Annotated in this window: 8 protein-coding genes; 7 read left to right on the forward strand and 1 reads right to left on the reverse strand. The window is 73.8% G+C overall.

Translation table 11 applies throughout. From position 1 onward, the window contains the following. Positions 1–26 precede the first annotated feature (26 nt). The 7 genes from BDW27_RS27855 (at position 27) to BDW27_RS19925 (ending at position 23,172) form a co-directional block, all read left to right on the forward strand. Positions 27–11,297 carry a non-ribosomal peptide synthetase gene (locus BDW27_RS27855; RefSeq protein WP_110050932.1) on the forward strand — a complete coding sequence of 3,757 codons (11,271 nt, stop codon included), beginning with the start codon at positions 27–29 and terminating at the stop codon, positions 11,295–11,297. Then, positions 11,294–15,145: an AMP-binding protein gene (locus BDW27_RS27860; protein ID WP_233515838.1), complete on the forward strand. Its 3,852-nt coding sequence runs from the start codon at positions 11,294–11,296 to the stop codon at positions 15,143–15,145. The genes BDW27_RS27855 and BDW27_RS27860 overlap by 4 nt, the downstream gene beginning before the upstream one ends. Positions 15,146–15,300: 155 nt before the next feature. Next, positions 15,301–19,419, forward strand: coding sequence for an amino acid adenylation domain-containing protein (locus tag BDW27_RS19905; protein WP_110050934.1), 4,119 nt, complete (start codon positions 15,301–15,303; stop codon positions 19,417–19,419). 299 nt (positions 19,420–19,718) lie between these two features. Then, positions 19,719–20,699, forward strand: a complete 981-nt coding sequence (locus BDW27_RS19910; RefSeq protein ID WP_233515839.1) for an ABC transporter substrate-binding protein — start codon at positions 19,719–19,721, stop codon at positions 20,697–20,699. 59 nt (positions 20,700–20,758) lie between these two features. Further along, the gene (locus BDW27_RS19915) at positions 20,759–20,965 is read left to right on the forward strand and encodes an MbtH family protein (protein ID WP_110050936.1); all 207 of its coding nucleotides are present in this window, start codon (positions 20,759–20,761) and stop codon (positions 20,963–20,965) included. Between the two features lie 117 nt (positions 20,966–21,082). Next, a complete protein-coding gene (gene entS / locus BDW27_RS19920; protein WP_110051012.1) occupies positions 21,083–22,369 on the forward strand; it encodes an enterobactin transporter EntS in 1,287 nt (428 codons plus the stop codon). After that, complete coding sequence (locus BDW27_RS19925; protein ID WP_110050938.1) at positions 22,366–23,172, forward strand: siderophore-interacting protein; 807 nt, start codon at positions 22,366–22,368, stop codon at positions 23,170–23,172. Before entS ends, BDW27_RS19925 begins: the two co-directional genes overlap by 4 nt. Positions 23,173–23,206: 34 nt before the next feature. Here BDW27_RS19925 and BDW27_RS19930 read toward each other — a convergent pair whose 3' ends face one another. After that, positions 23,207–24,157, reverse strand: coding sequence for an SDR family NAD(P)-dependent oxidoreductase (locus BDW27_RS19930; protein ID WP_110050940.1), 951 nt, complete (start codon positions 24,155–24,157; stop codon positions 23,207–23,209). Positions 24,158–24,162: the final 5 nt, after the last annotated feature.

The following is a 24,162-nucleotide window of genomic DNA, read 5'->3' on the forward strand; positions in this document are numbered from 1 at the left end:
AGCACCCTCCCGAGGAGCCCGATCCCATGGCTGACACCCACGACACCCGTTTGGGCCTGACCGGCGCCCAGGCAGGCGTCTGGTACGCGCAACAGGCGGCGCCGGACAGCCCGGTGTTCAACGTCGGCCAGTACACCGACATCCCCGCCGACCTCGACACCGCCCGGTTCGCGGCGGCCGTGCGCACGGTGGTCGCCGAGAGCGACGCCCTGCGCGCCCGCGTGGTGGTGGACGGGGACCGGATCGGGCAGGTCGTCGGGCGCGGGGTCCCGAGGGAGCTGGAGGTCGTCGACCTCACCCGTGACGGGGACGCGGGTGAGGACGGCGAGGACAACGCGGTCGGCCGGGCCCTGGACTGGATGCGCGCCGACCGCGAACGCCCGGTCGACCCCACCAGTGAGCCCCTGTACCGCTTCGCGCTGCTGCGGGTGGGGCCCCGGCGGTGGTTCTGGTTCCAGCGCTTCCACCACATCGCGGTGGACGCCTACGCCATCACGATGATGGCGCGCCGCGTCGCCGACGTGTACACCCGCCTGGGCCGCGACGAGGAGGTGCCCGCCACCAGGTTCGGTGCCCTCGCCGACCTCGTCGCCGACCAGGCGGACTACGCGGACTCACCCCGGTTCGCCGAGGACCGCGCGTACTGGACGGACCTGCTCGCCGACCGCCCCGAACCCGCCCTGCTGTCTTCGGCGCTGCCCGCGCCGCACGCCTCCTTCCTGCGCTCGCGCACGACTGTGGGGCCGGAGGTGGCCGAGGGCCTCGACACCCTGGCCAAGGCCTCCGGCGCGACCTGGGCCGACGCCCTGGTGGGTGCCTTCGCCGCCTACACCCACCGCCTCACCGGCGCGGACGACGTCCTCCTGGGCTCGCCGTCGATGGGCCGGGTCGGCTCCGTCGGCCTGCGCACCCCCGCCATGGTCGTCAACGTGCTGCCGCTGCGCCTGCGCACCTCCTCGGCCCACACGGTGGCCGAGGTGATCGACCACACCGCCGCCGCCCAGCGCGACCTGCGCGTCCACCAGCGCTACCGCTCCGAGCAGCTGCGCCGCGACCTCTCCGCGGTCGGGGACCGGTTCGGGCTGTACGGGCCCGAGATCAACGTGAAGCTGTTCGACTACACGTTCACCTTTGACGGCGTCGCCTCCTCCACCACCAACCTGTCCGAGGGCCCCGTCGACGACATCGCCGTGTCCGTCTACCGCCCGGCGACCGGCGGCCTGGTCCTGGAGGCCAACGCCAACGACGCCCGTTACGACCGCCAGGGGGCCCGGGCCCGACTCGACGGGTTCGCCCACTTCCTCGGCGGGTTCGCCCGCGCCACCGGGACGACCCGGGTGGCCGACCTGGACACCACCGACCCCGCCGACGCGCCGCTGGTCACCCCCGCCGCGGCCCAGGACCCGCCCACGGTCACCGAACTCCTCAGCCGGGCAGCGGCCGCCGACCCCCACGCCACCGCCCTGGTGCACGGCGACACCCGCCTGACCCGGGCCGAGCTCACCGACCGGGTCGACCGCCTCGCCCGTCTGCTGCGCGACGCCACCGTGGGCCCGGGCGACGTGGTCGCCCTCGCCCTGCCCCGCTCCGTGGACCTGGTCGTCGCCCTCCTCGCGGTCCTGCGCGCGGGCGCCGCCTACGTCCCCCTGGACCCCGGGCACCCCGCCGACCGGATCGCGCACGTTCTCGCCGACGCCCGCCCCAGCCTGGTGCTGGCCGACTCCACCACCTCCCACCGCCTCCCCGAGGAGGCCGAGGCGCGCCTGCTCGAACTCGACGCCGACGAGGTCCGCTCCGCCCTCGACGAACAGCTCGGCGGGGCGCTCCCCGACCCCGACCCGAGGTCGGCCGCCTACCTCATCTACACGTCCGGGTCCACCGGCAGGCCCAAGGGCGTGGTGGTCGAACACCGCTCCCTGGCAGCCCTGGCCGCCACCCAGCGCGACCACCTGGGCCGGTACCTGCCCGGGCGCGCGAGGATCGGCCACGCCGGGTCCTTCACCTTCGACGCCTCCTGGGACACCCTGCTGGGCCTGGTCCACGGCCACGAACTCCACCTGCTCGACTCCGACCTGCTCTTCGACCACGCCCGCCTGGGCGCGCACGTCGCCGAGCAACGCCTCGACCACCTGGACTTCACGCCCACCTACCTCCAGGGCCTGCTCGACTCCGGTGAACTCCGTCAGCCGCCCGCGCTGATCACCTTCGGCGGCGAGGCCTGCCCGCAGGACCTGTGGGACCGGCTGCGCGCCCTGCCCGGAACCCGGGCCCTCAACTTCTACGGACCCACCGAGAACACCGTGGACGCCCTGGTCTGCGACGTCCGCGACAGCGCCGCCGCCGTCATCGGCCGCCCGGTCGCGGGTGTGCGGGCCCACGTGCTGGACGCCGCCCTGCGCCCCGTCCCGCACGGTGTCCCCGGCGACCTGTACCTGGCCGGGGACCAGCTCGCCCGCGGCTACGCGGGACGCCCCGACCTCACCGCGGAACGCTTCGTGGCCGACCCCTACGGCCCGCCCGGCACCCGCATGTACCGCACCGGCGACCGCGCCCTGGTCCGCGAGGACGGCAACGTCGCCTACCTGGGCCGCGCGGACGGCCAGGTGCAGGTGCGCGGCTACCGGGTGGAGCCCGGCGAGGTCGACGCCGCCGCCCGCACCCACCCGCGGGTCGCGCAGTGCGCCACCGTGGTGCGCCGGACCCCCGCGGGCGCCGCCCAGCTCGTCGCCTACGTGGTGGCCGACACCGGCACCGCCCAGGGGACGCGGCCCGGTGCGGAACCGGCAGCCCCCGCAGAGAACGAGGTCCGTGAGCACCTCGCCGCCCGACTGCCCGACTACATGGTCCCCGCCCGCGTCGTGACCCTGGAGCGGCTGCCGCTCAACTCCAGCGGCAAGGTCGACACCTCGGCGCTGCCCGAACCCGTCGCCGCCCCCACCGGCACCGGCGCGGACGAGCCCGCAAGCCCGGCCGAACGGGCCCTCCTCGGCATCCTGCGCGATGTCCTCGGCACCGAAATCGGCCTCCACGACGACTTCTTCCGGTGGGGCGGCGACAGCATCCTCGCCATCCAGGCGGTCAACCGCGCCCGCTCCGCCGGGCTGGCCCTGGCCGTGCGCGACGTGTTCGAGGCACCCACCGTCGCCGGGCTGGCGGCTCGCGCGGGCACCGCCACCGACGCCCCGCGCGTGCCCGACAACCCCGTCGGGCCGGTCGAACCGACCGCCGTCACCGCCGAACTCCTCGCCGAGGGCGAGCCGCGTCCCCGCTTCACCCAGTCCCAGGTGCTGTGGACCCCGGCCGGGATCACCGAGGAGACGCTCTCCGGCGCCCTGCGCGCCGTCGTCGCCCACCACGGGGCCCTGCGCCTGCGCGTACGCGACGGCCGGATGGATGTCCTGCCCTCGAAGGAGGTCCGGGGTCCGGCCCCCCTGACCCGGGTCGACGCCAGGGAACTGTCCGAGGACTCCCTCACGGAGAGGGTCGAGCGGGAGGCGGCCGACGCGCACACCAGGATCGACCTCACCGAGGGGCGCCCGCTCACCGCCGTGTGGTTCGACGCCGGGCCCGACCGCATGGGACAGCTCCTGGTCCAGGTGCACCACCTCGCCGTGGACGGCGTGTCCTGGCGGGTCATCGGCCCCGACCTCGCCGACGCCGTCGCCGCCCTCAGCTCGGGCCGCGCGGTGGAGCTCCCCGGCGCGGGCACCTCCCTGCGCCGCTGGACCCGCCTGCTCCAGGAGGAGGCCCGCCACCCCGGACGCCTCGCCGAACTCGACCACTGGACCGAGCAGACCGACCCCGCCCTCCACCGCCGTCTGGGCGCCCGCGACCTCGACCCCGAGACCGACGTGGTCGCCACGCGCCACAGCCTCGAACTCGAACTGGACCCCGGCCTCACACACCAGGTCCTGACCGGGATCGGTGCCACCTACCGGGTGGGCGCCGAGGAGGTCCTGCTCACCGCCCTCACCCTCGCGGCGGACCAGCGCCTCCTGGTGGAGCTGGAGGGCCACGGCCGCCGCGAACTGCTCACCGCCCCCGCGGACCTCGCCCGCACCGTCGGCTGGCTCACCACCTCCCACCCGGTCGCCCTGACCCCGGGCACCGACCCCGCTCACACCCTGAAGCTGGTCAAGGAGACCCTGCGCGCCACCCCCGGTCACGGCCTCGGCTACGGCCTCCTGCGCCACCTCAACCCTGGGACCGCGCCCCGCCTCACCGGCCGCGCCCGCCCCGACGTCCTCTTCAACTACCTCGGCCGCTTCGGCGCCCCCGCCGCGCAGCCCTGGGAGTCGGCGCCCGCCTCCACCCGGATCATGCTCGGCGAGGACCCCGACCAGCCCCTCACCCACGGGCTGGAGATCGGCGCCATCGCCCACGAGGGCCCCGGCGGCCCCCGCCTGCACCTGACCCTGCGCTGGGCGCCGGGTGTCCACGACCACCACGGCGTCCGCGCCCTGGCCGACGACCTCACCGCCGCCCTGCGCGCCCTGGCCGAGGCCGCCGCCGACCCCGGACCGCACACCCTCACCCCCTCCGACCTGCCCCTCCTCGACCTCGAACCCTCCCGGATCGAGCAGGTCGAGCGGGCCTGGGCGCAGACCTCGGGCGACCCCGCGGCCCGTCTCGCCGAGCTCTGGCCCGCCACGCCGCTCCAGTCGGGACTGGTCTTCCACAGCCTCTACGGCTCCGGCCACGACGCCTACACCGCCCAGTCGGCCGTGCGGATCGACGGTGACCTGGACCCGGAGGGCCTCCACCGGGCCGCCGCCCTGCTCCTGGACCACCACCCCAGCCTTCGGGCGGGCTTCCACGCCGAGGGCGAGGACCTCGTCCAGTTCGTCCCCGCCGAACTCCGGCCCCGCTGGCGCAGCGTCGACCTGTCCGCCGACCCGGACCCCGACGCGGCCCTCGAACGGCTGAGCGCCGAGGAACTGGCCACCCCCTTCGACCTCGCCCACCCGCCGCTGCTGCGTTTCACCCTGGTGCGCCTGAACCCCACCCGGCACGTGCTGGTCACCACCGACCACCACACACTCCTGGACGGCTGGTCCACTCCGCTGTTCCTGCGGGCCCTGTTCTCCCGCTACGCCGAGCCGGACACCCCGGCGCCCGGCACGCACTTCCGCGACCACCTCGCCTGGCTGGCGGCCCGCGACGACGCCGCCGCCGACCACGCCTGGTCCACCGAGCTCGCCGACCTCGGCGGGCCCACACTGCTCGCCCCGGAGGCGCCCACCCACGGCGGCCGGGAGCAGCGGGTCCTCAACGCCGCCCTCACCCAGCGGGAGACCGAGCGGGCCGCCGCCACCGCCCGCGATCTCGGCGTCACCACCAACACCCTGGTCCAGGCCGCCTGGGCCCTGGTCCTGGGGGCGGCCACCGGACGCACCGACGTCGTCTTCGGCGCCACCGTCTCCGGGCGCCCCGCCGACCTGCCGGGCGTGGAGTCCACCCTCGGACTGTTCATCAACACCGTCCCCGTCCGCGTGCGCACGGAACCCGTCACCCCGGTGGCGGAACTGCTCACCGACCTCCAGCGCCGCCAGGCCGCGCTGTCCGAACACCACCACACCGGGCTGACCCGCACCCAGGAACTGTCGGGGTACGCGCCGCTCTTCGACACGCTCCTGGTGTTCGAGAACTTCCCCGCGCGCGACGCCCTCGCGGACCAGGACCACGGCGGGGTGCGCCTCACCGACGTCCGGATCGAGGACGCCACCCACTACCCGGTCTCCCTCAACGTCTTCCCGGGCCGGGCCCTGACCCTGCGCCTGTGCCACCGCCCCGACGCGGTCGGAGCCGACGAGGCGGGGGCGCTCCTGGACCGCCTGCGCGCGGTCATCAACCGGATCGCGGCCCGCCCCGAACAGTCGGTCGCCGAGGTCCCCGCCACCACGCGGACCGAACGCGACCAGCTGCTGGAGGGCTTCAACCACACAGGAACCGCCGTCACCGCCGCCCGTCCCTGTGACGCCCTCGCCGACTGGGCCGCCTGGGCGCCCGACACCACGGCCGTGGTCGACGCCGAGGGTGAGCACAGCTACGCCGATCTCGACGCCTGGGTGGAGGAGATCGCCGCCCTGCTGCGCTCGAACGGGGTGCGTCCCGGCCGGGTCGTGGGCGTGGCCGTGCCGCGTTCGGTGGACATGCTGGCGTCGTTGCTCGCCGTGCAGCGGGTGGGCGCTGTGTACCTGCCGCTGGACCCGGAGTTCCCGGCCGACCGGCTCGCGTACATGCTCTCCGACTCCGGTGCGGTCCTCGTTCTCACCGGCGGGGGAGTGGAGGTCCCCGCCGGTGTCACCACCCCGGTGCTCGACCTCTCCGTCGCCGGTGACCGGGTCGGCGGAGGCGGTGGTGCACCGTGCCCTGCGAACCCGGCTTCCCCGGACGCGGACTCGGTGGCGTACGTGCTGTACACGTCGGGTTCGACGGGTCGTCCCAAGGGTGTGGTGATCAGCCACCGCAACCTGGCCAACTTCCTCACTGACATGGGCCAGCGCTTTCCGTTGGAGCAGGGGGAGCGCTGGCTGGCGGTGACCACGGTGAGCTTCGACATCTCCGCCCTGGAGCTGTACCTGCCGCTGCTCTTCGGGGCCACGGTGGTCCTCGCGGACAAGGACACCGTCCGCGACCCCCGCCTGCTCGGCGAACTGGCCGCGTCCTCCGGGGCGACGATCATGCAGGCCACCCCGTCCCTGTGGCGCTCACTCACCGAGCACGACCCGGCGGTGCTGGCCCCGCTTCGCGTGCTGGTGGGCGGCGAGGCAGTGCAGGCGCCGCTGGCGGCTCTGCTCGCCGAGAACTCCCGGGGCGCCCACAACGTGTACGGGCCCACCGAGACCACCATCTGGTCCACCACCACACCCCTGGACACCAGTGGCCCCGTCTCCATCGGCCGTCCCATGGCCAACACCCGCGTGTACGTGCTCGACGCCGCCCTGCGACCGGTTCCCACAGGTGTGACCGGGGACCTGTACATCGCGGGTGAGGGGGTCGGGCTCGGTTACCACCAGCGGTTCGACCTCACGGCCGAGCGCTTCGTGGCCGACCCCCACGCAGGTCCGGACCGGCCCGGGTCCCGGATGTACCGGACCGGCGACCTGGCCCGATGGAGGGACGACGGCACCCTGGACTTCCTGGGCCGGGCCGACTTCCAGGTGAAGGTACGCGGATTCCGCATCGAGCTGGGTGAGATCGAGACCGCCCTGCTGTCCGCGCCCGGTGTCGCGGAGGCCGTGGTCACCGCACGCGAGGACGAGACCGGCAACGCCTGGCTCGCCGCCCACGTCGTCCCCGCCACCGGGGTTGTCCACAGCCCGGACGCCCCCGCCTTGCCCGAGCCCGCCCCACCGGGGGACCCTCGAACTGGGGGATCCTCCGGCCCCGCCGACACCGCCATGCCCCCAAACGCACCAGGCGTCACCTCGGCACCGCACGGAGCACCCTCCCCGGCGGGCACTCTGGCACCGGAGGGCGCACCAGCTCCCCGGAACACCTCCGTCCCCCCGATCGCCCCGGCCCCTACAGGAGCGTCCGCCGCTCCAGGCGGAGCTTCCACTTCGGCGAGCACCCCGGAAGAGGGGGGTACGCCCGCCCCAGACGGAGCTTCCGCCCCGGCCGCTGCCGTTGCGGCGCCCCTCTCCGTGGCCGGACTGCGTGAGCACGTCGCGGCCCTGCTGCCCGACTACATGGTGCCGAGCGCCGTCGTCCTCATGGACGCCCTGCCGCTCACCGCCAACGGCAAGGTCGACCGCAAGGCACTTCCCGACCCCGGCGCCCCGGTCCGGAACGGACGCGCCCCCGCCACCGCCCGCGAGGAGATCCTGTGCGGAATCCTCGCCGACGTGCTCGGCCGGGACACGGTCGGCCCCGACGAGGACTTCTTCACCCTCGGCGGGCACTCGCTGCTGGCCACCCGCGCGGTCTCCCGGATCAGGTCCCTGCTCGGCACGGACGTCGGTGTGCGCGACCTGTTCGAGGCGCCCACCGCGGCCGCCCTCGCCCGTCGCACCGAACACTCCACGGAGACCAGGCCGGGCGTCACCCCGCGTTCCACCAACCGGCCGCGCCGACTCTCCCACTCCCAGCACCGGCTCTGGCTGGTCGACCGCCTCCATGAGTCCGGCGGCGCCTACAACGTGCCCCTCGCGGTGCGCGTCGCCGACCCCCTGGACACCGACACCCTGCATGCCGCCGTCACCGACCTGGTCGGGAGGCACGAGGTCCTGCGGACCGTCATCCGGACCGACCCGGACCAGCCGGGCACCCCGGTTCCGCACCTTCTGGACGCCGACGCCCCCGGCCTGGTCGACGTGGCGGCCGAGCACCTCGGCGAACCACTGGACACCGCGCTGGCCCGGGTCACCGCCCAGCCCTTCGACCTCGCCGAACGGCCGCCCCTGCGGGTCCGCCTGTTCACCGGTCCCGGGACCGCTCCTGGCTGTGTCCTCCTCGTGGTCCTGCACCACATCGTCGCCGACGAGTGGTCCTTCGGGCCGCTCCTGGACGACCTGGACACCGCCTACCGCGCCCGTGCCGATGGCCGGACCCCCGACTGGTCGCCCCAGCCGCTCCAGTACGCGGACTACGCCGACTCCCGAACCGACTGGCTCGGCACGGCCGACGACCCCGAGAGCCCGCTCAGCCAGCGGCTCGACCACTGGCGCCGCAGCCTGGCGGGACTCCCCGACGAACTCGCCCTGCCCACCGACAGGCCTCGGCCCGTCACTCCCTCACACACCGGCGGCCTCGCCCAGGCCCCCGTCGACCCGGAACTCCACGCCGCTCTGCGCGACCTCGCGGCGGCCCACGGCGTCACCGTGTTCATGGTGGTCCAGGCGGCCGTCGCCACCCTCCTGCACCGCCTCGGCGCGGGCGAGGACATCCCCCTCGGCAGCCCGGTCGCGGACCGCGCGGACGAGGGACTCCAGAACGCGATCGGTTTCTTCCTCAACACCCTGGTCCTGCGCCTGGACCTGTCCGGACGGCCGACCTTCGCCGAACTCCTCGCCCGGGTCCGCGAGGTCGATCTGGCGGGCTTCGCCAACGCCGACGCCCCCTTCGACACCGTGGTGGAGGCGCTGAGGCCGGAGCGCTCGGTCAGCCGCCACCCGCTGTTCCAGACGATGGTGTCCTACCAACGCAGGCCCGAGGGCGCCGACAGGCTCTTCGGTTCGGTCACCCACCTGGTCGAGACCCCCCTGGACACCGCCAAGTTCGACCTCGAGTTCGCCTACGTGGAGGACCCGCTCCAGGGGGCCCGGCTGGCGCTCAACCACTCCGCGGACCTGTTCGACCCCCCGACCGCGCAGCGGATCGCCGACCGCCTCGTCCACCTGTTGGGCCAGGTCGCGGCCGCCCCGGAACGGAACATCGGCGCCTTCGACGTGCTCGGGAACGCCGAACGCGACCAGCTGCTGGAGGGATTCAACCGCACCCGGACCGTCGTCACCGCCGCCCGTCCCTGTGACGCCCTCGCCGACTGGGCGGGGCGCATCCCCGACGCGGTCGCCGTCGAGGACTCCGGGGGCACCCACACCTACGCTTCGGTCCACGAACGAGTGGAGGAGATCGCCGCCCTGCTGCGCGGTCGGGGTGTCGGGGCCGGGCGGACGGTCGCCGTGGCGATGCCGCGTTCGGTGGACATGCTGGCGTCGTTGCTGGCCGTGCAGCGGGTGGGTGGTGTCTATCTGCCGCTGGACCCGGAGTTCCCGGCCGACCGGCTGGCCTACATGGTGGCCGATTCCGCAGCCGTCCTCGTTCTCACCGGCGGGGGAGTGGAGGCCCCCGCCGGTGGCACCGCACCCGTCCTGGACCTGGGGAACGCGTCCGCCGAACCGCCCGCTCCCGTGGGGACGGTTACCGGTCCGGTGGACGCGGACTCGGTGGCGTACGTGCTGTACACGTCGGGTTCGACGGGTCGTCCGAAGGGTGTGGTGATCAGCCACCGCAACCTGGCCAACTTCCTCACTGACATGGGTCGGCGCTTCCCGTTGGAGCAGGGTGAGCGCTGGCTGGCGGTGACCACGGTGAGCTTCGACATCTCGGCCCTGGAGCTGTACCTGCCGCTGCTCTTCGGGGCCACGGTCGTCCTCGCGGACAAGGACACCGTCCGCGACGGGGTGGCCCTCGCCGACCTGTTGGAGGGTGGCGGGATCGGGATCATGCAGGCCACGCCCACCCTGTGGCGGATGCTCCTGGAGACCAAGCCGGACGTCCTGCGCGAGCTGCGCGTGCTGGTCGGCGGAGAGGCCCTGCCCCAGGCGCTGGCCGACGAACTCGCCGCCCACGCCCCGAGCGTCACCAACGTGTACGGGCCCACCGAGACCACCATCTGGTCCACCACGTCGCCCGTACGCACCGGCGCACCCGTCTCCATCGGCGGCCCCATGGCCAACACCCGGGTGTACGTGCTCGACGCTGACCTCCAACCGGTCCCGGCCGGGGTCGCCGGTGACCTGTACATCGCGGGCGAGGGGGTCGGGCTCGGTTACCACCAGCGGTTCGACCTCACGGCCGAGCGCTTCGTGGCCGACCCCCATGCCAGCCCGGACCGGCCCGGGTCCCGTATGTACCGGACCGGTGACCTGGCCCGGTGGCGCTCGGACGGCACCCTGGACTTCCTGGGCCGGGCCGACTTCCAGGTGAAGGTGCGCGGGTTCCGGATCGAGCCGGGTGAGATCGAGACTGCGATCGCCCGCGTCGACGGTGTCGCCCAGGCCGTGGTCACCGCCCAGGAGGGGGCGGACGGCCACCACCGGTTGGTCGCCTACCTCACCGGGACCGGGGCCGTTCCGACCCCGGACGCCCTGCGCGCCGCGCTCTCCGCGCGGCTGCCCGCCTACATGGTGCCCTCCGCGTTCGTCCACCTGGACTCCTGGCCGCTCACGGCGAACGGCAAGGTCGACCGCGGCGCCCTGCCCGACCCGGCGTCCACCGCCAGCGAGCGGCCCGCCGGGCGCGCGCCCGCCACTGACGCCGAGCGCGCCCTGTGCGCGGTCTACGCGGACATCCTCGGCCTGGACGGGGTCGGCGCGGACGAGGACTTCTTCGCCCTGGGCGGCGACAGCGTCCTCACCCTGCGCCTGGTCGGCGGCGCCCGTCGGGCCGGGTGGACCGTCACCGGTCGCCAGGTCTTTCGTCACCCCGTGGTGGCCGACCTCGCCGCGGTCGCCGAACCCGCGACCCCACCTGACCCCGAACCCGCTGCCGCCGCCCCGGAGGAACCCCTGATCTCCCTGGCCCCCGGACAGCTCGACCAGCTCGAATCGATGTGGAGGAAGCGGCGATGACCCAGCCCACCAGCCCCGCCCCCGGAACGCCCGCCGCACCCGGGGCGATCGCCGACGTCCTGCCGCTCAGCCCCCTCCAGGAGGGTTTGCTGTTCCACCACGCCCTCGACGGGGGCGAGACCGACGTGTACGGCATCCAGTTGCGCGTGGAACTCCTCGGCCGGATCGATACGGAACGCCTGCGCCGGGCCGCGTCCGCTCTGCTCGACCGCCACCCGAACCTGCGCGCGGGCTTCCTCCACGAGGAGCTCGACCAGCCGGTCCAGTTCGTGCCCGCCGAGACCGACCTCGACTGGACCCACACCGACCTCACGAAGCCGGTGGCGGGCGCCGGGACCGGTTCTCCGAACGCAGGATTCGTGCCGGACACGGACTCCGGTTCCCCCAGCGCGGAGACCGTACTCCCGAACGCGGAGCCCGTGGCGGGCGCCGGGACCGTACCCCTGACGCGGGAGTCCGTGATGGACGGCGGGATCGGTTCCCCGAACGCAGAGCCTGTGTCGGACGCCGGGACCGGTTCTCCGAACGCGGGGTTCGTGCCGGACACGGACTCCGTACCCCTGGACGCCGAGGACCGTGTGGCGGAGCGCGAGTTCGCCAGGGGCTTCGACCTCTCGGCGCCGCCGCTCATCCGCTTCCACGCCCTGACCACCGGGCCCGACCGCACCGTCCTCGTGATTACCGCTCACCACGTGCTGCTCGACGGCTGGTCGCTGCCGATCCTCGCCCGCGACCTCCTGCGCCTGTACGAGGCGGACGGTGACGGCGGTGCCCTGCCCGCGGCTCCCCGCTACCGGAACCACCTGGCCTGGCTCAACGGCCGCGACCACGACTCCGCACGCAAGGCATGGGCCGCCGCCCTGGAGGGGCTCCCGGGACCCACCCTGCTCGCGCCCGGTCGGATGCTCGGCGCGGAGGAGCCCGGGACCGGGAACGACCCCTCCGCGCGCACCGGCTCGCCAGAGTCCGCGGCGGCCAGCGTCGAGTCCCGACTCGGGACCACCGCCAGCCAGCGGCTTCGCGCCCTCGCCGCCGACACCGGAGTCACCGTCAACACCGTCCTCCAGGTCACGTGGGCGCTGACCCTCGCCGTGCACACCGGTCGCGAGGACGTCGTCTTCGGCCAACCCGTGTCCGGGCGCACGCCCGAACTCCCCGGCGCCCACGAGACCGTCGGCCTGTTCACCAACACGCTTCCGGTCCGGGTCCGCCTCGACCCCGCCGAACCCCTCGCCGACCTGCTCACTCGGACCCGGGTGGACCAGGCCGACCTGCTCGACCACCAGTGGACCGGGCTGGCCGAGGTCCAGCGCGCCGCCGGACACGGCACCCTCTTCGACACGCTCCTGGTGGTCGAGAACTATCCCCTCGACGAGGCCGCCGCCCGCGCCGACCACGCGGGGATCAGAGCCGGTGACATCCGGGTCCGCGACGCCACCCACTACCCGGCCACGCTCACGGTCCTGCCCGACGACGGCCCCGACCTCGACACCGTCCTTCGCCTCGACCACCTGCCCGGCGCGGTCCACGGGGCCGCCGCCCGTCAGCTGCTCGACCTGTTCACCCGTCTGCTGGGCCAGGTCTGCGCCGACCCCCGGCGCACCCCGCGCGAGCTGGACCTGCTCACCCCGGCCCAGCGCACGGAACTGGCCAGCCACAACGGCACCGCGCACCCCACCACCCACAGCACGCTCAACGCGCTGCTCGCGGCGGCCGAGCGGGAGCACCAGGACCGGCCCGCCGTCGTCACCGAGGACCGTGAACTCACCTACCGGCAGTTGCACGACGACGCCGCCCGGCTGGCCGGGCTGCTCCGCGAACACGGTGTCGGTCCGGAGTCGGTGGTCGCCGTGGCCCTGCCGCGCGGCGCCGACCTGGTCACCGCCTTCGTGGCGGTCGTACGCGCCGGGGGCGTCCTGCTTCCGCTGGACCTGGACCACCCGCCCGCGCGCCTGGCCGACATGGCCGAACGCGCCGGGGCGGTCGCCGTGGTCACGACCTCGGGGCAGCGGGCGGACCTCGCGGACCTGCCCGCGGACACAGCGCGGATCGAACTCGACGCTCCGGAGACCCGGGACCGGCTCGCCGCACTCCCGCCCCTTACTTGGGCCCAGCCGCATCCCGACCAGCTCGCCTACACGCTGTTCACCTCCGGCTCCACCGGGCGCCCCAAGGGGGTCGGGGTCTCCCACCGGGCCATCACCAACCGCATCGAGTGGACCCAGGCCGCCTACGCGCTGACCCCCGAGGACCGGGTCGCACAGAAGACCCCCGTCGGCTTCGACGTCTCCGTGTGGGAGTTCCTCTGGCCGCTGGCCGTGGGCGCGGCCGTCGTCCCCGCGCGCCCGGACGGCCACCGCGACCCCGCCTACCTGGTCGGGTTCCTGGCGAGTCAGCGCGTGACCGTCTGCCACTTCGTCCCGGCGATGCTCCGCCTGTTCCTTGACGAACTCCCCGCGGGCGCCGGACCGGGCCGCGCTCCGGTGACAGGGTCGGATCTCGCGAGTGCCGGACGACCCGATCCCGCGTCGGTCCCCGGGTCGGCCACGGGGCCGCTCTCCGCCTCGGCGACCACGTCGGACCCCGTGTCGGCAACCACGTCGGACCCCGAGCCGGTCTCCGCCTCGGCGGGCACATCGTCCTCCGGGGCGGTCTCCACTGTGATCTCGGCCTCGGCGACCGCGTCGGAATCCGCTCCGGTCTCCGCGCTCCGACTGGTCATCGCCAGTGGTGAGGCACTCGGCGGCGACCTCGCGCACGCCTTCGCCGCCGCCCTGCCCGCCACCCGTCTGGAGAACCTCTACGGCCCCACCGAGGCGGCCGTCGACGTCACCTCGCACCCCGCCGCGGCCCCGGGGGCGGACCCCGCACCCGAGCACCTCCCCGGCGGGCCGGTCCCCATCGGGCACCCGGTCTGGAACACCACCGCGCACGTGCTCGACCACGCCCTGCGCCCCGTCCCGCCCGAAGCGGTCGGGGAGCTCTACCTCGGCGGGGTCCAGCTCGCACGCGGCTACGTGGGCCGCCCCGACCTCACCGCGTCCCGTTTCGTCGCCGACCCCTCCGGTCCGGCCGGGGCCCGCCTCTACCGCACCGGCGACCTCGTCCGCCGACGCGCGGACGGGGCCCTCGTCTACCTCGGACGCTCCGACGACCAGGTCAAGATCAACGGCGTCCGCGTCGAACCGGGCGAGGCCGAGGCGGTCCTGCGCGCCCTGAACGGTGTCGCCGACGCCGCCGTCACCGTCCGCACCGCCCGGAGCTCCGGTGTCACCGCCCTCGCCGGGTACGTCGTGCCCGCGCCCAGACACACCCCGGACCCGGACCAGCTGCGCGCCCAGCTGGCCACCGCGCTGCCCCCGGCCCTGGTCCCCGCCACCGTCGCGATCCTGGACCGGCTGCCGCTGAGCGTCAACGGCAAGCTCGACCGGGGCGCCCTGCCCGATCCCGTGCCCGCCGCCGCCTCGGGGCGGCCCCCGGCCACCGAGGCCGAACTCGTCCTGGCCTCCGCTGTCGCCGACCTCCTGGGCGTGGCCGGAGGTCCGGTCCCCGCCGACGCCGACTTCTTCACCCTGGGCGGGGACAGCGTCACCTCCATCCGCCTGGTCGGCCGAGCCCGCGCCGCCGGGCTGGAGCTCACCGTGCGGGACGTGTTCACGCACCGAACCCCCGAGCGCCTCGCCGCGCACGCCGCGCGGAGCGCGGACCAGGAGCGGTCCGGGCCCGGCTCACCGGACCCGGCGGACCCCGGACCAGAACCGGCCCCGGCCCAGGGAGAGGAGTTCGCCGACCTCCTCGACGCGGGCGACATGGACCAGCTCCAACAGCTCTGGGACTCACGGGACTGAGCCGACTCCGGACCCCCTCCGGACCTCCGGGCCTCCGGACCCTCTCCGGGCCTCCGGATCGGACCGCCTCCGGCGCGTCCGGTGAAGGTCCGGGCGCACCCGCCCCAGCGCCACCCCACACCTGCCACACCAGCACCAACCAGAAGAGGACACCCATGAACGCCAGCGCCACGGGCCCGGGCGACATCCAGGACGTGCTCCCCCTCGCGACCCTCCAGGAGGGTCTGCTGTTCCACTCCGTCAAGGACGAGCAGCACCTGGACGTCTACACCGTCCAGAACGTCTTCGAGTTCACCCGCCGGGTCGACGCCACCGCCCTGCGCGACGCCGCGGGCACCCTCCTGCGGCGCCACCCGGCCCTGCGCGCCGGGTTCATGCACGAGGGCGTCGAACGCCCCGTCCAGTTCATCCCGCGTGAGGTCCCCGTCGCCTGGCACGAGACCGACCTGTCCGACCTGCCCGCGGTGGAGGCCCGCCGCCGGTTCGAGCACATCCGCGTCGGCCAGCGCGAGCGACGCTTCGACCTCTCCCGGCCGCCGCTCATCCGGCACGTCCTGGTCCATCTGCCCGACGACCGCGATGTCCTCGTCCTCACCTTCCACCACATCGTCATGGACGGTTGGTCCGGCGAGCTCTACAACGCCGAGCTGATGGACCTGTACCTGCGCGGCGGGGACGACGCGGGGCTGCCCGCGCCCCGTCCCTACCGCGACTACCTGGTGTGGCTGGCGCGCCAGGACCACCAGCGCTCCGTCGACGCCTGGCGCTCCGCCCTGGAGGGTGTCGAGGAGGGCACGCTCGTCTCGGCCGCCGACGCCGGGGACACCACGATCATGCCCCGCACCGTCGACGGGGTCGTCGCCCCCGGCCTGGTCGGCCGCCTCACCGCGCTGGCACGCGACACCGGGGTCACCCCCAACACGCTCTTCCTCGCGGCCTGGGGCCTGGCCCTGCGTTCCCACACCGGTGGTGACGACATCGTCTTCGGCAGCACCGTCGCCGGGCGCCCGCCCGAGATCGAGGGGGTCGACTCGATCGTCGGCGTCTTCTTCAACACCGTGCCGGTCCGTGTGCGGGTCCGCCCCGCCGAGACCGTCCGCGACCTGCTCGTCCGCCTCCAGGGAGAGCAGGCCGACCTGCTCCCGCACCACCACGTGAGCCTCGCCGACATCCAGGGGGCGGTCGGCGGACAGCGGCTCTTCGACTCGCTCTACGTGCAGCGCAACATCCCGCGCGACGACGAGCGCTACCAGAGCGTGCGCGAACGGACCGGCCTGGAGTCGGTCACGGGCAACGACGCCACCCACTACCCGCTGACCTTCGTCGCCCAGCCCGGCGACGAACTGCGGCTCAGCCTCGCCTACCGGACCGACGTCGTCACGGCCGAGACCGCGCAGGACCTGTACGACCGGGTCGTGCGGCTGCTCGAACAGATCGCCGCGCAGCCCGGGGCCCCGGTCGCCGACCTCAACGCGCTCTCCGCGCAGACCGCCAGCACCGCCCTCGAACTGGGGGAGGGGGTCCGCCGCGAGCTTCCCGACACCACCCTCGCCGGGATCTTCGAGGAGTCCGCGCGCCGCGCCCCCGAGCGCACCGCCCTGGTCACCCGGGACGAGAGCCTCACCTTCGCCGAACTCGACGAACGCGCCGAACGCCTGGCCCGCCTGCTCGCGGAGTTCGGCGTGGGCCCGGAGGCCAGGGTCGCCATCGCGCTGCACCGCTCCGCCGACTGGGTGGTGACCCTGTTCGCGGTGCTCAAGCTCGGCGCCGCCTACGTGCCGTTGGACCTGGAGCACCCGGCGGCCCGGCTCGGCCATATGCTCGCCGACTCCGGCCCCCTGGTCACCGTCACCACCGCCGACGCCTCGAAGAACCTGCCCGAGGAGCGGGAATCCGGGGAGCGGGACTCCGAGGAGCGCGGCGGGGACGACTCCGGCGGCCGCCGCGTGCTCCTGGACGATCCGGGTGTCCGGGCGGACCTCGCCCGGGTCGACCTCTCCCGACCCCGGACCCCCGCCGCCCACCGGCCCGACCACCTCGCCTACGTCATCTTCACCTCGGGCTCCACCGGGCGCCCCAAGGGCGTGGAGATCCCGTACCACGGCCTGGTGAACATGCTGGTCAACCACCGCACGGAGATCTTCGACCCGGTGGTCGAGGCCCAGGGCGGACGGGTCATGCGGGTCGCCCACACCGTGTCGTTCTCCTTCGACATGTCCTGGGAGGAGCTCCTGTGGCTGATCGACGGCCACGAGGTGCACCTCATGGACGAGGAGCTGCGCCGTGACTCCGCCGCCCTGGTGGCCTACTGCGCGGACCAGGACATCGACGTCGTCAACGTGACCCCGTCCTACTGCGGACAGCTGATCGAGGACGGCCTCCTCGGCCGGCCCGCGGACACTGAAGGGGGCTCGGGGGGCTCTCCCACGGACGCACCGACGGACGCGGCCAGGCGCGGCGGCGCCCACCGTCCGCCGCTGGTCCTGCTGGGCGGCGAGGCGGTCAGCGCCACCGTCTGGGACACCCTCCGTGAAGCCGACAACGTGCTCGGCTACAACCTGTACGGGCCCACCGAATACACGATCAACACGCTCGGCGGCGGCACCGACGACAGCCGCACCCCCACGGTGGGGCGGCCCATCGCCAACACCGACGTCCACGTCCTCGACTCCGCCCTGCGCCCCGTCGCCCCCGGAGTCCCCGGCGAGCTGTACGTGACCGGGGTCGGCCTGGCCCGGGGCTACGCCAACCGCCCCGACCTCACGGCCGAGCGGTTCGTCGCCGACCCGTACGGCCCGCCCGGATCACGCATGTACCGGACCGGCGACCTGGTCCGCTGGGACGCCGAGGGGCTCATCGACTACCTCGGCCGGGCCGACGACCAGGTCAAGATCCGCGGTGTGCGCATCGAACCCGGGGAGGTGGTGGCGGCCCTGGAGGAGCACCCGGCCGTCGCGCAGGCGGCGGTGGTCGTCCGCGAGGACACCCCGGGCCTCAAGAGGCTGGCCGCCTACCTCGTTCCCGCCTCGGGCGCCGAGGTCGACACCGACGCGCTCCGCCGGGATCTACAGGGCACCCTGCCCGACGCCATGGTGCCCTCGGCCCTGGTCACCCTGGACCGGCTCCCGCTCACCATCAACGGCAAGCTCGACCCGGGCGCCCTGCCCGCCCCCGCGCTCACGGGCGGCACCGGCCGCCCGCCGCGCGACGACGTCGACCGCGACCTGTGCGCCGACTTCGCCGCCGTCCTCGGCCTGGACGGCGGGACGGGCGCGTCCGGGCCCGCCGCCCTCACCATCGACGACGACTTCTTCGACCTGGGCGGGCACTCGCTCCTGGCCATGCGACTGGTCGGCCGCGTCCGCAAGCGCACGGGGCAGCGGCTGCGCGCGGGCGACCTCATCGCCGCGCCCACCGTCGCCCGCCTGCGGGAGTACCTGGAGTCCCCGCGCCGTGAGGACCTCCTCGCCCCGGTGCTGCGCCTGCGGGAGGGCGGACGCAGGAGTCCGCTGTTCTGCTTCCACCCGGCGAGCGGGTTCAGCTGGTCCTACGCGGGGCTGGCCCCGCACCTGGACAAGGAGCGGCCCATCGTCGGCATCCAGTTCCCGGGTCTACGGGAGGACGACCTGCCGCCCACCATGGACGAACTCGTGGAGCGCTACGCCCGCCTCGTCCGTACCGTCCAGCCCAACGGTCCCTACCACCTGGTCGGCTGGTCCTTCGGCGGACAGATCGCGCACGGCCTCGCCACCCTCCTCCAGGCCGAGGGGGAGAAGGTCGCCTTCCTCGGGCTGCTGGACACCTACCCCACCGACTCCGAACCCGTCCTTCGGGCGGGCGGGGCCATGCCCGAGGCCGAGGCCGAGCAGGAGGCGTTGGAGTTCCTGCTCTCCAGCTCACAGCGCGACCTCCCCTCCTGGCTGAGAGCGCCCTACCGGCGGGAGGAGGTCGTGGAGTTCATGCGCGACAGCGACGGCGTCTGGGCCGACTTCGACTCCGACACCATCGAGCGCGTGGTCCGGGCCCGCATGTACACCAACGAGGTCATGTACCGCACCGGCTACCGCGTCTACGACGGTGACCTGCACTTCTTCTCCGCCACCGCCCAGCGCGAGCCCGACTCCGGCATCACCGCCGAGCTGTGGAAGGAGCACGTGCGCGGGGAGGTGCACGACACCGCCGTCGACCACCACCACGACGACCTCACCGGACCGGCCGCGCTCTCCGTCATCGGCCCGGTCCTCGACCGGGCGCTGAGGGGCGGGCGATCGTGACGCGGGCGGTCCGGCGAGGCGGGAGGGGAGCGCGAGAACGGGGGAGTCCGAGAACGGGGGAGTCTCACCCGAGAACGGGAGGGGAGCCTCACCCGAGAAAAAGCGGCCCCCGGGTTCCCCATTCTAGTAAGGCAAGGCTAGCCTTACTCTTGGTTCGGGTCCTCCCGCCGACGGGCACGCGAGGGTTCGCACGGCGCGAAGCTTCGCACCCCTGTCCCGAACCCCGCCCTGTCCCGAACCTCTCGGGCCCCACCCCGCGAACCCCACCGCCCCACCCCACTCCCACGAAAGCGAAGACCGTGAAACAGCTGACGACCCACCTCAGGGGAGGTGCCCCCATCGCCTGCGGTCTCGCCCTGGCACTGGCCCTCACCGCCTGCGGCGACACCTCGGACACGGCCGACGGCACCGACGCTGACGGGGCGACCGTCCAGGTCGAGACCGACTACGGCACTGTCGAGGTCCCCGAGAACCCCGAGCGGATCGTCGCCCTGGAGTTCGGAAACGAGATCCTCGTCGAAGCCGGGATCGACCCCGTCGGCGTGATCGAGCCCAACCCCGGACTCCACACCTCCGAGGAACTCGCCGTCCTGGAGGAGGCCACGGTCGTCCAGGCCTCCAGCCTCGAACTCAACATCGAGGCCATCGCCTCCGCCGAACCCGACCTCATCATCGGCGGCGTCCGCGAGCAGAGCCACGGGGACTACGAGGAACACTTCGCGACCCTCTCCGAGATCGCGCCCACCGTCCTGTTCGACTTCGAGGGCGCCGGACACGAACTCCGCGACATGAGCCTCCGGCTCGCGGAGGTCGTCGGCGACGGCGAACGCGCCCAGGAGGAGCGTGAGCGCTACGAGGAACGCGTCACCGAGATCAGCCAGACCCACGCCGACCAGCTCGAAGACCACACCTTCGCGGTGGTCTTCGGGGTCGACAACGAGTTCGCCGTCATCAACACCAACGCCTGGGGCGCCTTCATCCTCGACGAACTCGGCGCCGAGGCGGCGTCCGTCACCGAGGAGGCCGGGACCGACTTCGCCGCCTGGCAGTCCTACGAGAACATCGACAAACTCCAGGACGCCGACGTCGTCTTCTACGAGACCGACGTCGCCCACGAGCCCGACCCCTTCACCGCCGACCTGCTCCAGCAGGACCTCTGGCAACCCCTCACTGCCGTGGAGAACGACCAGGTCCACCCGCTGCGGTACAGCGCCGCGCGCACCTGGGCCCAGGGCAACGACGTCCTCGACCAGATCGAACAGGTCCTGGAGACCCTCTAGCCGCAGGCCCGTGCCTGCCGCAGGCCCGTGTCACACGCGACCCCAACGAAGGAGCGACCATGACCAACCCCTTCGACGACACCGAAGGCACCTTCCTCGTCCTCGTCAACGACGAGGAGCAGTACTCGCTGTGGCCCGGGTTCGCCCGGGTCCCCGAGGGATGGACCCCCGTCCACGGCCCCGTCTCCCGGGACGAGGCGCTCGGCTACGTCAACGCGCACTGGACCGACCTGCGCCCCCGCAGCCTGCGCGAAGCGCTCGCCTGACGGAACCGGTGGGCCCCTCACCCGGACGGGGCCCACCGCGACCGAACACCGGCAGACCGCGCGAGCGGACCACCGCCCGCCCCACCCGTGAAGGACTCCGTGAAGCTCTCCCAGCTGATGGTCGACATCAGCCCACTGCGCCTGAGCCGTGAGTTCAGGATCGTCTTCGTCGCCCGGCTCGTCTCCATCTTTGGGCTGGGGTTCGCGGCGGTGGCCCTGCCCATGCAGGTCTACGAGCTCACCGGGTCCTCGCTGCTCGTCGCCACCGTCCACACCACCTCGGCGGTGAGCGTCCTCGCGGGCACCCTCGTCGGCGGCATGCTCGCCGACCGCAGTGACCGGCGGCGCCTCATCGTGATCGGCCGCGCCTCGGCCGTCATCGGCTTCGGCGCCCTGGCCGTCAACACCCTCGTGCCCGCCGAACCCTGGCTCTGGGTGATCTACGCGGTCGCCGCCTTCAACGGCTTCCTCGGCTCCTTCAGCGCCGTCGCCCTCCAGGCGGCCGCCCCCGGGTTCGTGCCGCGCGACCGGCTCCCCGCCGCCGGGGCCCTGCTCGCCCTCAACGGGGAACTCGGCTCCGTCCTGGCGCCCGCGCTCGGCGGAGTGATCATCGCGGCGCTGGGGATGGGCGGGAACTACGTCGTCACCGCGCTGCTCTCGCTCTTCACCACCGTGCTCGTCTGGCGCCTGCCCCGCCTGGAACCCCCGGAGGAAAGCCGTGCCCAGCCGGTACTGACCGCCCTGCGGGAGGGTGCGGGGTTCGCGGTGCGGCACCGCGTCGTCGGGCCCCTGCTGTTGTTGGGCCTGGCCCAGATGCTCTTCGCCGCGCCCCAGGTGCTCATCAACGAGTTCACCGACAAGGTCCTCGGCGGCGGCCCCACCCTGGTCGGCCTCCTGTACACCGCGCCCGCGATCGGCGCGCTCATCGGATCGCTGACCAGCGGCTGGGCCGGACGCGCCCGACGCACCGGCGCGCTCCTGCTCGTCGCCGTCGCCCTCTGCGGGCTGGCCGTCCTGGGGCTCGGGGCGAGCACCTGGGCGCCGGTCGCCTTCGCGTTCCTGGTCTTCCTCGGCTTCGGGCAGGTCGTGGAGGAGATCCTGCGGTACGCGCTGCTCCAGTCCCACACCCCGGACCGCCTGCGCGGCCGCGTGAACTCGGTGTGGACGGCGCAGTCCACCGTGGGGAGTTCGGCGGGCGCGCTGACCCTCGGAGGGCTGGCCCCCGTCATCGGAGCGGCGGGCGCCATGATGGCCGGGGGAGCGCTCACCGTCGTCAGTGTCGGGGCGCTCGCGGTGGCCTTCGCCGGGCTGCGCACCGCACAGGTCCTCCGAGAACCCGAGATCGCCCCCGCCCCCGCAACCAGTCCGAACAGCAACCCCGAACCGCAGCAGGAGAAGCAGTGACCCACGAACGCCGCATCGAGATGTACCCCCTCAAGAGCCGCGTGCTCGAGGTGGCGGAGATCGAGCGGGTGACCCCCCGGATGATCCGCGTGCACCTGGAGGGTCCCGACTTCGAGGGGCTCCAGAGCGACGGCTTCGCCGACCACGTCAAGCTCTGGTTCCCCAACGAGGACGGCGACCACGTGCTCCCGGTCGTCGAGGGCGACCGCTGCCTGAACTTCCGGGCGGAGGGAGTGGTGTTCCGCGACTACACCGTGCGCCACCTCGACCACGACGCCCGGCGCCTGACCATCGACTTCGTCGCCCACGACCACGGCCCCGCCGGGCGCTGGGCCACCAACGCGGCGAAGGGCGACCGGCTCGGCGTCCTGGGCCCGCGCGGCACCGCCCACATCACCGGTGAGTTCGACTACCACGTCCTCCTCGTCGACGAGACCGCTCTGCCCGCGGCCGCCCGCTACGTGGAGGAACTGCCCGAGGACGCCACGGTCCGCGCCTTCTTCGAGGTCGCCGACGCCGACGAGGAGCAGCTGGTCCGGACCCCCAAGGACGCCGAGATCACCTGGCTGCACCGGGGCGACGCCGAGCCCGGCAGCACGGACCTGCTGTTGAGGGCCTTCGAGGCCCTGGAGCTGCCCGAGGGCGACGGCTTCGTCTACGCGGCGGGTGAGGCGGGCACCCTCAAGCCCATCCGCAGGCTCCTCAAGGAGCGCGGGTTCGTCCGCAACGAGACCTGCGAGGTCGACGGCTACTGGCGCCGCGGCACCGCCAACCTCGACCACCACGAGGACGACGACGAGTAACCGTCCCGATGACTACGGCGCACCCGGTCGCGGCTCAGACCGGGGCGCGGTCACCGGTGCTCGGCAGCCGGACCCCGGCCAGGGCCTCCAGCTGGTCCCACACCGACTCCAGCGCGTCCGGGGGAGGTGACTGGGTCAGCGGGTTCGGGGTCAGGCGGACCGGCCACCCCTTGACCCCGCCGCTCGGGGAGTAGAGGTCGCCTCCCTGGGCCCGGGGGTCGCTGAGGGCGCGCAGGGCGGACCAGGCCGCGGCGTCCTTGCCCTGGGCCCACAACGTGTAGGGGTTGCGCTGGATGGGGATCGTCTCGTCCCGGATCCCGGGGCGGCGCGGTGTCCGGGCGTCCACACCGACCCCCGGGCGCGAGACCAGTGAGGCCACCGGCGTACCCGCCGCCCTCAGCCGACGGTCGAGTTCGTAGGCGAACATCTCCGTGACCGCCTTGCTCCGGGTGTAGGCGAGGACGCCGACGCGGGAACCGTGCCGCACGTCCCGGACCCCCTTGCGCAGCAGGTCCACGAACGACGTCGAGGTGTGCACGATCCTCGCGGTCGCGCCGTGCTCACGCGCGGTTCGTGCCATGAGCGGGAGCGTCCCCGCCACCAGCCCCACGTTCGCTCGAACGTGGGTCGCCAGGAGCATCGACAGGCCGTCCGGGGTCCGGTCGGCGGCGCGCAGCGACATGGAGCCCCCGTTCAGCAGCAGCCCGTCGAGGCGTTCGTACTCCGCGAGCTCCGAGACGGCCGCGGCCGTCGACTCCGGCGACGCGAGGTCCAGGAGCAGCGAGCTCAGACTCGCGTCCGGCACCTGCGTGCGGATCGCGGCCTCGGCGGTGCCCAGACGTTCGGCCGAACGCCCCGCGAGCACGACGTGCGCGCCTGTTCCGGCGAGCCGTTCGGCCGCGAAGTAGCCGATGCCCGCGGTCGCCCCGGTCACCACCAGCGTGCGTCCGCGCTGTTCGGGCAGTACTTCGGGGTCCCAGTCCATGGCGC

The sequence above is a fragment of the Nocardiopsis sp. L17-MgMaSL7 genome, assembly GCF_003182025.1.
Taxonomy (GTDB): Bacteria; Actinomycetota; Actinomycetes; order Streptosporangiales; family Streptosporangiaceae; genus Nocardiopsis; species Nocardiopsis prasina.